This window comes from Dorea ammoniilytica (assembly GCF_025567415.1).
In the GTDB taxonomy this organism is placed as follows: Bacteria; Bacillota; Clostridia; order Lachnospirales; family Lachnospiraceae; genus Claveliimonas; species Claveliimonas ammoniilytica.
In genome coordinates this window covers 25,960-41,491 of record NZ_JAOQJV010000016.1, presented here as the reverse complement: position 1 = coordinate 41,491, position 15,532 = coordinate 25,960, and the positions used below count along the sequence as shown (strand labels likewise).

The following is a 15,532-nucleotide window of genomic DNA, read 5'->3' as shown; positions in this document are numbered from 1 at the left end:
GCTATATGGATCCGGTAATGATGGTGAGAGTGGTTATGAAGGAGTGGTTTATAAGAATGTGATTGGTACCTATCTGCACGGACCACTGCTTCCGAAGAATCCAGAAGTCTGCGATTGGCTGCTCGCAAGAGCTCTGGAACGGAAATATGGAAGTGCTGATCTGTCACCATTAGATGACAGTCAGGAAAAAGAAGCAAATGCTTATGTATATGAGCGCTTTTTGGGTAAGTAGAAGCACCGACAAGCTTATGAATATATAACTGTGAAGGGTTGTTTAATGTTTCTGCTCACGTTGTTTTAAGAAACACAGATACTCGTAAGCATCTTCTTTCTCAGCAAGAGAAAGCGTGCGGTACACTTGAAAAATCTGCCTGTCAAGCATTCTTTCGGCTTCAGGCATGGAATGGAGCACAATTGGTTCATCGGTGCTGTCTAATAGATAATCAACGGATACCTGGAATGTTTCGGCAATGGCTGTCAGCTTTTCATAAGAAGGCTGACGGTTTCTTGTTTCATATCCGGCGATCGTGGCTCTTGCAACATTAATCTGTCTGCCAAGTTCTGCCTGTGTCATATTGTGTTCTGCGCGAAGAGTCTTAAGTTTCTGTGGGAGAGACATGCGATTACCTCCTGTGATAGTGAGTCTTGATCATCAAGTAAATAATTTTTACATATTTTACCAGTTACTATGAGAAGAAAGTTGAAATGTGTCGAATAGCAACCATGTTGCGCAACAAAGTTGCGAAACAGCACATTTTGAGGCGGTAGAAATATACTGTAAACAAAGTAATCGGAAACGCCGTTGACACAAGATACAAAAAAAATTATAATTTATATACAGATTCTGTCCGAATGTGGATAGACTATAAGGAAAAGATACCGAGAGGATGGATATATATATGTTTACACAAGAACAAGAAGTAAAAAGAAGCAAAGAATGGAAAGTTGTGATGGCAATTTCTTCTATATTGATTATTGTAATTGCAGTATTTTTCCTGTTTCGGATGTTTCACTCGAACCCATTAGAAGGAACCTGGGTGAATGAAGAGAACGATATGACACTGAAGATTAAAGGTGGTACTACTATGGTTATGGAAGTGCCGGGAGCATTGGATGGTAATGATATGGAACTTCAGTTGAAGTACACCATTGATCGCAGTGAGAAGATGATTACGATTGAAGTAGATGATGCGGAGATTCAGAAGGCTTTAGATAATTCAGACGGTACCCTCACAGAGGAAACTGTGAAGAATGAAGCAGATCAGATTACATCCAGTTATGATTACAGTGTAGAGCAGGATGAGATGACACTGACAGAGCGGGAATATGGTGATCAGTTGACATTTGTAAGAAAATAAAGAGAATGTACCCCTCTACAGGAGCAGGTGGAGAACCAATGCCAGTAGAGGGGTCTTTATGTAAGAGGTTGGCCAGATGAGTAAGATATTTTTTGATGTATTTCCAACATTAAAAGTAAATGATGAGATCAGAATGTTGTTTGAGAGCGTACAGGTGGAGAAGGTTTCAACCAACAGACAGCGAGATTTTATTAATGTATTTTTGTTTTCAGATCATCTGATCCAGAAAAGACATATTTATTCGATGGAAGGTATGATCAAAGATCAGTTATTTGCCAGAGTGCCTGTGAGAGTGACGATTTTTGAGCATTTTCAGCTGTCAGAACAGTATACGCCAGAGAATCTGATGCGAGAATACTATGACAGCCTGATGTTGGAAGCTGCGCAACGCAGCGTGGTGGAGAGCAATATGCTGAAGACGGCAGAGTATACGGTGAAAAATGATAAGACCATCTGTCTGAAGCTAAAGGATACGGTAATTGCCCATGGCAAACAGGAAAGTATCGTCTCATTGATACGTAATGTCTTTGAAGAGCGCTTTCATGTTCCGGTGGAGATTCAGGTAGAATATGAGGAAGTGAAGGATAGCAAGCTGAAGTTCAATGAATCCAGACTGCAGCAGGAAGTGAATGCCATTATGGAGCGGAATCATGCACTGCATGAGGAGAGAGCAGAGCAGGAAAAGGAAAAAGAAGAGAAGGCAGAGAAGAAAGAAAAAACGACGATCGACAAGCCAAAAGAGAAAGAAGCAAAACAGCAGAAGCAATTTGCAGGAACTGGTAATAACAGTAGTGGCGGCAATAGTCAAAAATGGCGTGGTGGCGGCAGAAGTGGTAGTTTTTCTTATCGTAAGTCGGATGATCCGAATATGATTTTTGGACGTGATTTTGATGATGCGGCGCTTGAACTCAGCACGGTCGTTGGAGAAATGGGTGAGATTACCATCCGTGGAAAGGTGATCAGTTTCGAAGCCAGGGAAATCCGTAATGAGAAGACGATACTGATCTTTGCAGTAACGGATTTTACAGATACCATTATGGTAAAGATGTTTGTGCGGAATGAACAGCTTCCAGATCTTCTGGGAGATATTAAGAAAGGCGCATTCCTGAAAATCAAAGGTGTGACGACTATTGATAAATACGACGGCGAGCTGACTATCGGTTCGGTAATGGGCATTCGTAAGATTCCGGATTTTACAACCAGCAGGGAAGATACCTATCCGGAGAAGCGGGTAGAACTGCACTGCCATACGAAGATGAGTGATATGGATGGTGTGTCGGATGTGACGGACATTGTAGATCGGGCGCACCGATGGGGACACAAAGCGATTGCAATCACGGATCATGGTGTGGTACAGGGATTTACAGACGCTAATCATTACATAGAACGTCTGGATAAAGACGATCCGTTTAAGATTATTTACGGTGTGGAAGCATATCTGGTAGATGATCTGAAAGAAGTGGCGATCAATGAAAAAGGACAGGCATTAGATGATGTGTTTGTGGTGTTTGACCTGGAGACCACTGGATTTAGTCCAATCGCAGATAAGATTATCGAGATTGGTGCGGTAAAAGTGCAAAATGGTAAGATTACAGAGAAGTTCAGTACATTTGTCAATCCTAAGATCCCAATTCCATTCCGGATCACACAGTTAACCAGCATTACCGATCAGATGGTTATGGATGCACCGGATATTGAGACTATATTACCGCAGTTTCTGGAATTTGTAGGAGACGCGGTGCTGGTAGCACACAACGCCAGCTTTGATGTAGGATTCATTGAACAGAATATGCGTTATCAGGACATGACACCGGATCTGACATCTGTGGATACGGTAGCGATGGCGCGTATCTTGATGCCGACATTGTCGAAGTTTAAGTTAAATATTGTGGCGAAAGCGTTGAATATTTCGTTGGAGAATCATCACCGCGCGGTGGATGATGCGGGAGCGACAGCAGAGATTTTTGTAAAGTTTATTGATATGCTGAAAGAACGAGAAATCTATGATTTGAAAGGACTAAATCATTTCGGAGAGCATAATGCAGATTCTATCCGTAAGTTACCGTCTTATCATGCGATCATTCTGGCAAGAAATGATATCGGACGGACGAATCTGTATACATTGGTGTCCAAGTCGCATCTGGAGTATTTCGGAAGGCAGCCCCGTATTCCGAAGAGTGAATTTTCAAAATATCGGGAAGGGCTGATTTTAGGAAGTGCCTGCGAGGCGGGTGAATTGTATCAGGCAATTCTGAATGACAAGTCTGAAGAACGGATTGCAAGGATTGTAGATTACTATGATTACCTGGAAGTACAGCCTCTGGGCAATAATAAATTTATGATTGGCAGTGACCGTATTACCAAGGTCAACAGTGAGGAAGATCTGCGGGAGATCAACCGTAAAATCATTAAGCTTGGTGAGAAATTTAATAAGCCGGTTGTTGCTACCTGTGATGTGCATTTTCTGGATCCGGAGGATGAGGTCTACCGTCGGATTATCATGACAGGTAAAGGATTATCAGATGCAGATGATCAGGCACCACTGTATCTGCATACGACGGAAGAGATGCTGGAAGAATTTGAATATCTTGGTTCGGATAAAGCACATGAGATTGTCATTGATAACCCTAATATGATTGCTGACTGGGTAGAGAAGATTGCACCGGTTCGTCCGGATAAGTGTCCGCCGGTTATCCCGGATTCGGACAGAATGCTGCGGGAGATCTGCTATAACCGAGCCCATGAGATGTACGGGGAAGATTTGCCGGAAGTGGTAACGGAACGATTGGAACGAGAGTTAAATTCGATTATTTCCAACGGATTCGCCGTAATGTATATCATTGCACAGAAACTGGTATGGAAGTCTAATGAAGACGGCTATCTGGTAGGATCGCGAGGATCGGTAGGATCTTCATTCGTAGCGACTATGGCAGGTATCACGGAGGTTAATCCGCTGAGTCCGCATTATTATTGTGATCACTGCCACTTTAGTGATTTCGCTTCCGAAGAAGTGAAGAAGTACGCCGGAGGATGCGGCATGGATATGCCGGACCGGAATTGTCCGGTGTGCGGTAAGAAGCTGGTGAAAGCCGGATTTGATATTCCGTTTGAGACATTTCTTGGATTTAAAGGTAATAAAGAGCCTGATATTGACTTGAACTTTTCCGGTGACTACCAGAGTAATGCACATAAGTATACAGAGGTTATTTTCGGCGATGGACAGACTTATCGTGCCGGAACGATCGGTACCCTGGCAGAGAAAACAGCTTATGGATTCGTAAAGAATTATTACGAAGAGCGAAATTCCAGAAAACGAGTATGCGAGATTGACCGTATCGTACAGGGGTGTACCGGAATCCGACGAAGTACCGGTCAGCATCCGGGAGGTATTATCGTCCTTCCGCTGGGTGAGGATATTAATTCTTTCACGCCGGTACAGCATCCAGCTAATGATATGACAACGGATATCGTAACCACTCATTTCGATTACCATTCCATTGACCATAACCTGCTGAAACTGGATATCCTTGGACACGATGATCCGACCATGATCAAGACTCTGGAAGAATATATCAGTTCTCCGGCAATGGATAATGAATATAATGAAACAGATAACCGTTTTAATGCAACAGATATTCCACTGGATGATCAGGGCGTAATGTCCTTGTTCCTGAGTACGGAGGCACTTGGTATTAAGCCGTCAGATATTGGAGGATGCCCGGTTGGATGTCTTGGTATTCCTGAGTTCGGTACAGATTTCGTTATTCAGATGGTAGTGGATACCAAGCCAAAGACGCTGTCTGACCTGATCCGTATTTCCGGTCTGTCACATGGTACGGATGTATGGCTGAACAATGCGCAGGAACTGATCCGAAGCGGAAAGGCGACGATTTCTACCGCAATCTGTACCCGTGATGATATTATGACATATCTGATTAATAAAGGAATGGACAGTGAGGAATCATTTACCATTATGGAGCGCGTCCGTAAGGGTACTGTTGCCAAGGGCAAATGCAAGGAGTGGCCACAGTTTAAAGAAGACATGATTGAACATGGCATTCCGGAATGGTACATCTGGTCCTGTGAAAAGATCAAGTACATGTTTCCGAAAGCGCATGCAGCGGCGTATGTTATGATGGCGTACCGTATTGCATATTGCAAGATCAATTATCCGCTGGCGTATTATGCGGCATACTTTGGTATCCGAGCAGATGCATTTTCCTATGAACTGATGTGTCAGGGTAAAGAACGGCTGAATTTCTATATGAGTGATTACCAGAAACGGTCCGATTCACTGTCGAAAAAGGAACAGGATACGCTGAAGGATATGAAGATCGTGCAGGAAATGTATGCACGTGGATTTGAATTTCTGCCGATTGACTTGTACAAATCAAAGGCATCACGTTTTGAGATTGTGGATGGCAAACTGCTTCCGCCTTTTTCAAGTATTGACGGTATGGGTGAGATTGCGGCAGAAGCGGTAGAGGCAGCAGCGGTAGACGGACCGTATCTGTCGAGGGATGATTTCCGTCAGCGGACGAAGGTCAGCAAAACGGTCATCGATCTGATGAATGATCTGGGAATTTTCGGTGATCTGCCGGAGAGTAATCAGTTGAGTCTGTTCGATTTATAATGGTAAATATAAGAGGTGTTTAAACATGGAGAAACAACGTTATAAAGGCATTCTGTATATTATATGCTCGGCATTTTGCTTTGCCCTGATGAACATGTTCGTCCGGGCAGCAGGCGACCTGCCGTCTATACAGAAAAGCTTTTTTCGTAATCTGGTCGCATTTGTATTTGCAATGATCATATTAAAGAAGAACGATATACCGTTCCGGTGTAAAAGAGAGAATCTGAAGTATCTCTTAATCCGGTCGATCTGTGGTACACTGGGAATCTTGTGTAATTATTATGCAGTCGATCATCTGGTGCTTTCGGATGCATCCATGCTGAATAAGATGTCGCCGTTTTTCGCAGTGATCTTCAGCTGCCTGGTACTAAAAGAAAAGGTAAATGTGCCGCAGGCGCTGTTCGTGATCGGAGCATTTTTAGGGAGCTTGCTGGTAATTAAGCCGACATTTTCCAATATGGATCTGTTCCCATCGGTGATCGGTCTGCTGGGAGGTCTGGGGGCCGGTATTGCCTATACTTACGTAAGAAAAGCAACATTGCATGGCGAGAAAGGACCGTTTATCGTGTGCTTCTTCTCAGCATTTTCCTGTCTGGTGACCTTGCCGTTTCTAATCTTTGATTACCACTATATGAGTCTGACACAGATCGGGACTCTGCTGGCAGCAGGACTTGCGGCAGCAGGTGGTCAGTTTACCATTACGGCAGCATACAGCTGTGCTCCGGCAAAAGAAATCTCAGTTTACGATTATTCGCAGATCATATTCGCAGCAGGACTCGGATTCTTTGTATTCGGTCAGATTCCGGATCTGTTAAGCTGGATTGGCTACGCAGTCATCTGTGCAATGGCAGTAGGTATGTTTTTTTACAATAACCGCAGAATAGCGGCATAAATAATAGCAGGGTTGAGGCGCAAATAATTGTTGATCAGAGAAGTGGATTCAGTTGACGTGTCGTATATGTTGTGATAAGATAAATGCACTTCAAATACGATACGAAAAGAGAACGGTTTATGGGTGACATTATGGGTGTACTTTTTCTGGTTATCCTTGCGGTGATAAGTTATACAGATATTAGAAGACGGCAGATTCCGAACTGGTGCTGCGGGTGTATCGCAGCACTGGCAGTCATTTCGGATGCCGTCTTTTTTAGTGCGGAGATATTTGACTTCGAGATATGTCAGAAGCTGGCTTTTTCAGAAATATTTGCAATGAGTCTGACGGAACGGATGCTGGGAGCTTTGTGTGTTAGTGTGCCAATGCTTGGAATTACGGTGCTTGCGCCAGGCAGTTTTGGAGGGGGAGATGTGAAGTTTATGTGTGCAGCCGGGGCACTGCTTGGATGGAGGCATATCCTGTGGTCGGCGGCAGCGGGGATTTTTTCAGCAGGAGTGTACGTACTGTATCTTCTGATAATAAAAAACACAGGACGGAAAGCGGAATTTCCGCTCGGACCGTTCCTGTGTCTCGGTATTGCTGTCAATATTTTGACTGAAATCTACTGACAGGCAGTCATCTTGTCCAAAATCTGGAGAAACTGGCTGATCTGTCCCTGTATTTTTTTCTTTTCTATGGCAGATTTATTCTGCTCCAGATAGTTATCGTACATGGCACAGAGCATGCCATAGGCGAATTCCCGGTTCTGTGTCCACTGAAAGAGCATCCAGTTCATGGCGTGTGAGTGCCAGTATTGCTTCGGAATTCCACTGGATTCCAGAACTTCGATATGAGATCTGGCTTTTTTGGCAAGTTCGGCAAATTCTGCAAGCCGTTCCGGTTCCGTCTCCTTGCGTCCTGCAAGCTTGCGTATATCGAGCTTGTGCGCTGACTTTGGATAGAGCACTTCTGCACCCATGACAGTCAGTTCGTTTAACTTATTAGCTGCTTCCCAGAATGGCGCAAAGTTCGGCGATAATGGTCCGGATTGGCGTGAACGGTTGCTTTCGCCAGGCGTTCGTCTGCGGATCGGATTACGGATACGGCGATCGTATACACGGCGTTTGTCCGGATTACTCAGTATCCTGTAAGCATACAGAATATTCTGAATGTAAGTTGTTGTATCGAACTTGCTGTCTATATTGGCGTCAGGGTGCAACTTCTTCACCAGGAAATTCTTTGCGTTGGTGATTTCTTCATCCGTTGCATCCATGGGAACGCCCAAAAGATCATAATATGTACATTCTTTCATGTATGAAACTCCCTCTGATTGTTATTTATACCCATCTAATATCATACGTCAGATTCCGACCGAAATCAATACCGGAAACCGTTGCCTGATAGGAAAAGATAGAGGTATAATATATAACAATGTCAGGATCGAATTGTGAGAGTGCATAGCACGGAGCAATCTGCAAGTATTATAGATAATACAGTGGAAGGATAAATATGGTGAGGATATGAAGTATTCACAGATTACAGAATGGTGTCATGAGATTATTCGTACACAGGCGAAACGGGAAGGATTATATATTGATGCTACTATGGGAAAGGGCGCAGATACGGCATTTTTGTGTGAACTTGCAGGAGAACAGGGGCATGTGATTGCGTTTGACATTCAGGAAGTTGCATTGGATTATACAAAGAAAAGACTGGAAAATGAGAACCTCATCGGTCGTGCAGAACTGATCCTTGATGGGCATGAGCATATGGCGCGATATGCCGGCGAAAAGACGGTTGATCTGATCTGCTTTAACTTTGGTTATCTTCCAGGAGGAAATCATGAGATTGCTACCAGAGCGGAGACCAGTGTGCAGGCGGTGGAAGCGGGACTGAGTCTCCTGAAGTCAGGCGGAATGATGTGTTTGTGCATTTACAGTGGTGGAGACACTGGATTTGAAGAGAAAAATCGGTTGATGGAATATCTGAAAAATCTTCCGGCAAAAACATATACAGTGATTGTGAATCAGTATTTCAACAGAGTAAATCAGCCTCCGATTCCGGTCTTTGTGTGGAAATCGTAAAAACACTCGTTTCGCAAATTAATGCTTTAACTTATAAAAGTGTTGTGATATACTAAATTAAGTATTATCCGTAATATTACGGAATAGAAAGGATGAATGAGATGGCAGAATCTAAAAAAGTGATCATGCTTGGTAATGAAGCAATCGCCAGAGGTGCTTATGAGGCTGGAGTCAAAGTGTCAGCAGCATATCCTGGTACACCAAGTACTGAGATTAGCGAATATTTGGTACAATATAAAGAAGACTTATATTGTGAGTGGTCTCCGAATGAGAAAGTAGCTACTGAAGTAGCAGTAGGAGCATCTATTGCAGGAACAAGAGCTATGTCCTGTATGAAACATGTGGGATTTAATGTAGCTGCAGACCCTGCATACAGCGTGTCTTATATGGGAGTAAATGGAGGCTTGGTTATTATCGTGGCAGATGATCCGGGACTTTACAGTTCGCAGAATGAGCAGGATACCCGGATGGTTGCCCGCGCAGCACAGCTTCCGGTAATCGAACCTTCTGACAGTTCAGAAGCAAAAGAATATATTAAGATGGCATTTGAACTGAGTGAGCAGTTTGACAGACCAATCGTATATCGTACGACTACAAGACTGGCACATTCTCAGGGACTGGTTACCCTGGAGGATCGTAAGGTGCCGGAAGATAAACCATATGTAAAGGATATCCGCAAGACGGTTATGATGCCGGGTAATGCAAAACTTCGCCATATAGAGATTGAGAAGCGTAATAAAGAACTGGCTGAGGCAGCTAACACACTGCCGATCAACCGTGTAGAGATGAATGATACGAAGATTGGAGTTATCACCAGTGGTATTCCGTATCAATATGTAAAGGAAGCACTTCCGAATGCATCTGTCTGTAAGCTGGGTCTCGTGAACCCGCTTCCGAGAAAGATGATCGAAGATTTTGCTTCAAAAGTTGATAAGCTTTATATTGTCGAAGAATTGGATCCGGTTATTGAGGAGCAGGTGAAGTCATGGGGCATTGAGTGCGTCGGTAAAGATATCTTTACTGTACAGGGCGAATACAGTGCAAATATGATCCGAGAGAGAATTCTTGGAGAAACGTTGGAGATCGATCAGCCGGCAGCAGTACCGGGAAGACCTCCGATCCTCTGTCCTGGATGCCCGCACAGAAGTGTATATTACACATTAAAGAAGCTGAAGATGCATGCAGCAGGTGATATTGGCTGCTACACACTGGGCGCGGTTGCACCGCTTAGCGTAGTAGATACGACCATGTGTATGGGTTCCAGTATTTCAACTTTGCATGGTATGGAAAAGGCAAAAGGCAAGGAATATATTAAGAATTGGGTAGCTGTGATCGGCGATTCTACATTCTTACATACTGGTGTGAATTCTTTGATGAATATGGTCTATAATCAGGCAACCGGAACGGTTATGATCCTTGACAATTCAACGACAGGTATGACCGGGCATCAGGATCATGCAGCTACAGGTAAGACTCTGATGGGAGATCCGACTTACGCAATTGATATTCCGGGACTCTGTCGTGCAATGGGCATTAAGAATGTCGTTGAGGTAAATGCATTTGACATTGAAACACTGGAGAAGACCATCAGGGAAGAAGTAGCAAAGGACGAAGTATCTGTGATTATCACGAAGTCACCATGTGTGCTTCTCAGTAAGGAAAAGAAACCGTTATATACTGCTCACTCTGACAAATGTAAGAAATGCGGTATGTGCATGAAACCGGGATGCCCGGCAATGACAAAGAATGCAGATGGTACTGTTTATATCGATGATACAATGTGTACAGGATGCGGACTCTGTGAGAAATTGTGTAAATTTAATGCGATAGAACTGGTAAAGGCAGGTGAAGAATAATGGCAACAAAGAATATTATGATCGTAGGTGTAGGCGGTCAGGGAACTCTGCTTACCAGCCGTATTCTCGGAGGACTTGCCATTGCATCCGGATATGATGTGAAACTTTCTGAGGTACATGGCATGGCGCAGAGAGGTGGAAGTGTAGTTACATTTGTACGCTATGGAGAAAAGGTAGCTGAGCCGATCGTAGAGGAAGGACAGGCAGATGTGATTATCGCATTTGAGAGACTGGAAGCCAAACGCTACGCACATTTTCTTAAAAAAGATGGTGTGCTGATCATCAATGACTGGCGTATCGATCCGATGCCGGTAGTGATCGGGGCTGCTGAATATCCGGAGAATATTATTGACGATCTGAAAAAAGATCACAAGGTCTACACAGTCAATGCGACAGAAGAAGCTAAGAAACTGGAGAATTCACGCGTATTTAACCTGGTTGTACTGGGAATTGCAGCACAGCATATGGACTTTACAAAAGAACAGTGGTATCAGGTAATTGAGAATACTGTTCCTCCGAAGACAATTGACATTAATAAAAAAGCATTTGATGTGGGATATAATTTATAGATGTCAGCATCATTGATAGGCAAAGGAGAGAAAAGATGGCAAAGGTATTATTAGAAGACTGGAAAGAACAGTACAGAGATGAACGGATTGAGCGTATGAGCCGGGATGAGATGTCCGCACTCCAGAGTGAACGACTGGTAAAACAGGTAAAGAATGTATATGAGCATGTATCATTTTACAAGAAGAAAATGGATGATCTGGGAGTGGAGCCTGGAGATATCAAGGGTATTGAAGATATTACGAAACTTCCTTTTACAACCAAAGAAGATCTGAGAAATAATTATCCATTTGGACTGTTGGCCGTTCCGAAGGAGAAGATCACCCGTGTACAAGGAACTTCCGGTACAACCGGTAAGCTGACACTTGCTTCTTATACAAACAAGGACGTAGAAGTATGGGGAGAATGTGTGGCAAGAGGACTTACCATGGCAGGACTTACAGCAGAAGACAGATTGCATATCTGCTATGGGTATGGACTTTTTACAGGAGGTCTCGGTCTGGACTTTGGAGCACGTGCTCTCGGAGCAATGGCAATTCCGATGTCTTCCGGTAATACCAAGCGACAGCTGATGTGTATGGAAGACTTTGGCGCAACTGCATTTGCATGTACACCGTCTTATGCGATGTATCTGGCAGAGGCTGCCCAGGAAATGGGAGTCATTGACCGTCTGCAGGTGAAGACAAGTATTAATGGCGCAGAGCCATGGACAGATGAGATGCGTAAGCAGATCGAAGACATCTTTAATATTAATACCTTTGATATCTATGGATTATGTGAGATTACAGGTCCCGGAGTGGCTATGGATTGTATTCATCACAAGGGACTGCATGTATACGAAGATCATTTCTATCCGGAAGTACTGAATCCGGCAGACCATACACCATGTGCAGATGGGGAGACAGGAGAACTGGTATTTACCACGTTGTCAAAAGAAGGTATGCCATTACTTCGTTACAGAACTAAAGATCTGACAAGTATCGATCACAGCACCTGCGAATGTGGAAGAACGCTTCCAAGAATCCAGAAGTTCACCGGACGTACCGATGATATGAAGGTTATCCGTGGAGTCAATGTATTCCCGACACAGGTTGAGACAGCGTTGTTGTCTATGGGTGGACAGGTTGCACCTCACTACATGTTGATCGTAGACCGTGAGAATAATCTGGATGTTCTGACTGTTATGGTAGAGGTTACAGAAGAGTACTTCTCTGATGAGATCCGTAAGATGGAAGCTCTGAGAGAAAGAGTCGGAGCTGTGCTGAAACAGGCACTTGGAGTAGCAGTAAAAGTGAAACTGGTTGAGCCTAAGACAATCGAGAGAAGCGAAGGTAAGGCAAAACGTGTCATTGATAACAGAAATCTGTAATAGGAGGAAATGAGATTATGAGTATAAGTTATACAGTACAGCAGTTGTCTGTATTTTTGGAAAACAGAGCAGGACGTCTGGACGATGTGCTGAAAGTATTATCCGAAGGTGGAGTTAATATTGTAGCACTGAGTCTTGCAGATACTGCTGATTATGGTATGCTGCGTATGATTGTGTCCGATCCTCACAAGGGACGTGTGGTACTAAAAGAAGCAGGAATTACTGCAATGCTGACAGATGTGATTGCATTTCGTGTTGCACATGCCACAGGATCATTGTCCAAGGCAATGCATCAGTTGGTAGAAGGTGAGATCAATATTGAGTATATGTATGCGTTTGCTAATGGTATTGATGCGGCAGCAGTACTTAAGAGTGATGAGCCAGGCAGAGTAGTAGATATTCTAACAGGATGCGGATTCACTGTATATAGCGCAGACGAGGCATATAGCGCAAACGTATAAGCTAAGGAAGAGTTTGATATCATGGATTGTGATGGTCTACTGGATTTATCGGTTCTACTTAGATAGATGAAAACAAAAAAAAGAGGTGTCGCAGAATCATCTGAAAAATGATTAAGCGATGCCTCTTTTGCGCATTCGCATGTATGCTTTTACATATTAATTTAATCTTTACCTAAAAAGTCAATAAATTTATATAAATAAAAGGTACATTACCGATCTGAATGCGGTGCTGATTAACATTTAACAACGTTAACAGCCTGTGGTCCTTTAGCGCCATCTGTTACATCAAATTCAACAGCCTGACCTTCTTCTAATGATTTAAATCCATCCATAGCGATGCCTGAATAGTGTACAAACACATCGTTGCCGGATTCATCAGAAATGAAGCCGTAGCCTTTCTGATTATTAAACCACTTTACTGTACCCTTGCTCATTGCAATACCTCCATAATCCATAATATGATTTGAAAAACACCTATAGATATATTAAAAACAATCTATAGAAGATTCCAATTAACATTATCATGTATTACTAAAAAAGTCAACGAAAACACGTTGGAAAATGTGACAAATTAACAAGGTGATACAATAAGGAAATATTGTTTTGCTTGACGCATTTTGCAACAGCGTGTAAAGTAAAGAGAGACACGAAAAAGGACGGTAGAATATGATTACATTGACTGGGAAAAAGGTAGCCGAAGGTATTGCAGTCGGAAGGCTTACCTTTTATAAAAGGGGAAAAAAAGAGATTCGCCGGATCTATGTAGAGGATGCAAAGAAGGAAGTTCTTCGATTTAAAAAAGCATGTGAGAAGGCAGTTCAGGAAATTAAAGAATTATACGCGGAAATGACCAGAGAGATTGGCGAGGCGAATGCGGCAATGTTTGAGATGCAGCTGATGGTTCTGGAAGATGTGGAGTATATTGACAGTGTCAATAATATTATTATGAACCAGAAGTTTAATGCAGAGTATGCAGTAAAAGAAGCAACGAACCGCTTCATCGAAAAATATGCACCGCGTGAGGCAAGTTATGTCAGAGGACATGAAGCAGATGTGCATGATGTGGCGACACGTATTTTGCGTATTCTGTCACGTGTCCGCAGGGAGAAACTTCTGACAGATGATACTTTTATCATGGCGTCCAGGGATCTGTATCCGAGTGAAGCAGCACAGCTTGATCGTAACAAAGTACTTGGTATTGTGACTATGTATGGTACGATTAATTCTCATACAGCTATGCTTGCGCGGACGAAGGAGATTCCGTCAGTTATCGGTATCGGTGAGGCATTAAAAAAAGAATACGAGGGTAAGATGGTCATTATTGATGGGTTTGAAGGCAAGGTATATATTGAGCCGGATCAGACTACAATGACTAAAATGCAGGAAAAGCAGAAGATGAATCAGCGTAAGGCTGAGACATTGGAGCGCCTAAAAGGCAAGGAGAATGTAACACAGAGCGGACAGAAGATTGATGTCAGCGCTAATATTACCAGCAAAGAAGATATTGAGAATGTGATTCGTAACGATGCCAATGGTGTTGGAATGTTTCGAAGCGAATTTATTTACATGGAATCCGGAAGTAGATTTCCGACGGAGGATCAGCAGTTCCAAATCTATAAGCTTGCTGCAGAATCTATGGGAACCAAACGTGTAGTAATCCGCACGGCAGATATCGGCGGTGAAAAGGCAGTAGACTGTATGGAGATTCTGGGAGAGAATAATCCGGTAATGGGGTATCGTGGTATCCGGGTGTCATTAGACAAGGAAGAGATGTTTAAGACACAGCTTCGAGCAATCCTTCGAGCATCGGTCTATGGCAATCTGGCAATTATGTTTCCGATGATCAGTTCAATTGAAGAAGCGATTGCTGCAAAGAATGTGCTTGAAAAGGTAAAGCGTGAACTTTACGAAGAGAAGATTGCTTATGATGAGAATATCCAGGTGGGTGTAATGATTGAGACACCTGCAGCAGTTATGATCAGTGGAGAACTGGCAAGAGAGATGGATTTCTTCAGTCTGGGGACGAATGATCTGACACAGTATACACTGGCAATGGATCGTACTAATCGGAGAATTGCAGGATATTATAATCCAAAGCATCCGGCCCTGATTAAGATGATTCGTATCGTGGCGAATAATGTACATCTGGAAGGCAAGCGGATTAGTATCTGTGGTGATTTGGCAGCAGATTTGTCCATGACAGAGCAGTTTATTAATATGGGTATTGATGAATTGTCAGTAGCACCCTCTCAGATCCTTGCACTTCGTAAACATATCCGTGAATTGAAATAGTACTTATAAATGGCAATAAGGATAACTAATAAACAGGT

Annotated in this window: 13 protein-coding genes and 1 pseudogene; 11 read left to right on the top strand and 3 right to left on the bottom strand. The window is 43.2% G+C overall.

Annotated elements, in window-relative coordinates:
- Positions 1 to 232: pseudogene (locus OCV65_RS10810) on the top strand (glutamine amidotransferase); the annotation flags it as partial.
- A 42-nt stretch (positions 233 to 274) separates the two neighbouring features.
- On the opposite strand, the gene OCV65_RS10805 reads toward OCV65_RS10810, so the two are convergent.
- Positions 275 to 619 carry a helix-turn-helix domain-containing protein gene (locus tag OCV65_RS10805; RefSeq protein ID WP_118382191.1) on the bottom strand — a complete coding sequence of 115 codons (345 nt, stop codon included), beginning with the start codon at positions 617 to 619 and terminating at the stop codon, positions 275 to 277.
- Positions 620 to 899: 280 nt separating this feature from the next.
- On the opposite strand from OCV65_RS10805, the gene OCV65_RS10800 reads away from it, so the two are divergent.
- The 4 genes from OCV65_RS10800 to OCV65_RS10785 all read left to right on the top strand — a co-directional run bounded on the left by OCV65_RS10800 (position 900) and on the right by OCV65_RS10785 (position 7,494).
- On the top strand, positions 900 to 1,358 hold the full coding sequence (locus OCV65_RS10800; protein WP_262582064.1) for a hypothetical protein: 459 nt from the start codon (positions 900 to 902) through the stop codon (positions 1,356 to 1,358).
- Between the two features lie 76 nt (positions 1,359 to 1,434).
- On the top strand, positions 1,435 to 5,991 hold the full coding sequence (locus OCV65_RS10795) for a PolC-type DNA polymerase III (RefSeq protein ID WP_262582063.1): 4,557 nt from the start codon (positions 1,435 to 1,437) through the stop codon (positions 5,989 to 5,991).
- Positions 5,992 to 6,016: 25 nt separating this feature from the next.
- Positions 6,017 to 6,883 (top strand): DMT family transporter, encoded by an 867-nt coding sequence (locus OCV65_RS10790; protein WP_262582061.1) that lies wholly within the window; start codon positions 6,017 to 6,019, stop codon positions 6,881 to 6,883.
- 119 nt (positions 6,884 to 7,002) lie between these two features.
- Entirely contained in the window at positions 7,003 to 7,494 is a 492-nt protein-coding gene (locus OCV65_RS10785) for a prepilin peptidase (RefSeq protein ID WP_262582059.1), read from the top strand.
- Here OCV65_RS10785 and OCV65_RS10780 read toward each other — a convergent pair.
- Positions 7,488 to 8,177, bottom strand: coding sequence for a J domain-containing protein (locus tag OCV65_RS10780; protein ID WP_118452645.1), 690 nt, complete (start codon positions 8,175 to 8,177; stop codon positions 7,488 to 7,490). The genes OCV65_RS10785 and OCV65_RS10780 overlap by 7 nt on opposite strands.
- Positions 8,178 to 8,385: 208 nt before the next feature.
- Here OCV65_RS10780 and mnmM point away from each other — a divergent pair, with 208 nt between their 5' ends.
- The 5 genes from mnmM (at position 8,386) to OCV65_RS10755 (ending at position 13,202) form a co-directional block, all read left to right on the top strand.
- The gene (gene mnmM / locus OCV65_RS10775) at positions 8,386 to 8,949 is read left to right on the top strand and encodes a tRNA 5-(aminomethyl)-2-thiouridylate-methyltransferase MnmM (RefSeq protein WP_118452646.1); all 564 of its coding nucleotides are present in this window, start codon (positions 8,386 to 8,388) and stop codon (positions 8,947 to 8,949) included.
- Between the two features lie 101 nt (positions 8,950 to 9,050).
- Positions 9,051 to 10,805 carry an indolepyruvate ferredoxin oxidoreductase subunit alpha gene (gene iorA / locus OCV65_RS10770; RefSeq protein WP_118382196.1) on the top strand — a complete coding sequence of 585 codons (1,755 nt, stop codon included), beginning with the start codon at positions 9,051 to 9,053 and terminating at the stop codon, positions 10,803 to 10,805.
- Entirely contained in the window at positions 10,805 to 11,374 is a 570-nt protein-coding gene (locus OCV65_RS10765) for an indolepyruvate oxidoreductase subunit beta (RefSeq protein WP_262582057.1), read from the top strand. The genes iorA and OCV65_RS10765 overlap by 1 nt, the downstream gene beginning before the upstream one ends.
- Positions 11,375 to 11,409: 35 nt before the next feature.
- Positions 11,410 to 12,741: a phenylacetate--CoA ligase family protein gene (locus tag OCV65_RS10760; RefSeq protein WP_262582055.1), complete on the top strand. Its 1,332-nt coding sequence runs from the start codon at positions 11,410 to 11,412 to the stop codon at positions 12,739 to 12,741.
- A 17-nt stretch (positions 12,742 to 12,758) separates the two neighbouring features.
- Positions 12,759 to 13,202, top strand: a complete 444-nt coding sequence (locus OCV65_RS10755; protein ID WP_118382199.1) for an amino acid-binding protein — start codon at positions 12,759 to 12,761, stop codon at positions 13,200 to 13,202.
- A 233-nt stretch (positions 13,203 to 13,435) separates the two neighbouring features.
- On the opposite strand, the gene OCV65_RS10750 is transcribed toward OCV65_RS10755, so the two are convergent.
- Positions 13,436 to 13,636: a cold-shock protein gene (locus tag OCV65_RS10750; protein ID WP_118382200.1), complete on the bottom strand. Its 201-nt coding sequence runs from the start codon at positions 13,634 to 13,636 to the stop codon at positions 13,436 to 13,438.
- 232 nt (positions 13,637 to 13,868) lie between these two features.
- Here OCV65_RS10750 and ptsP point away from each other — a divergent pair, with 232 nt between their 5' ends.
- Positions 13,869 to 15,494 (top strand): phosphoenolpyruvate--protein phosphotransferase, encoded by a 1,626-nt coding sequence (gene ptsP, locus OCV65_RS10745; protein WP_262582054.1) that lies wholly within the window; start codon positions 13,869 to 13,871, stop codon positions 15,492 to 15,494.
- Positions 15,495 to 15,532 lie beyond the last annotated feature (38 nt).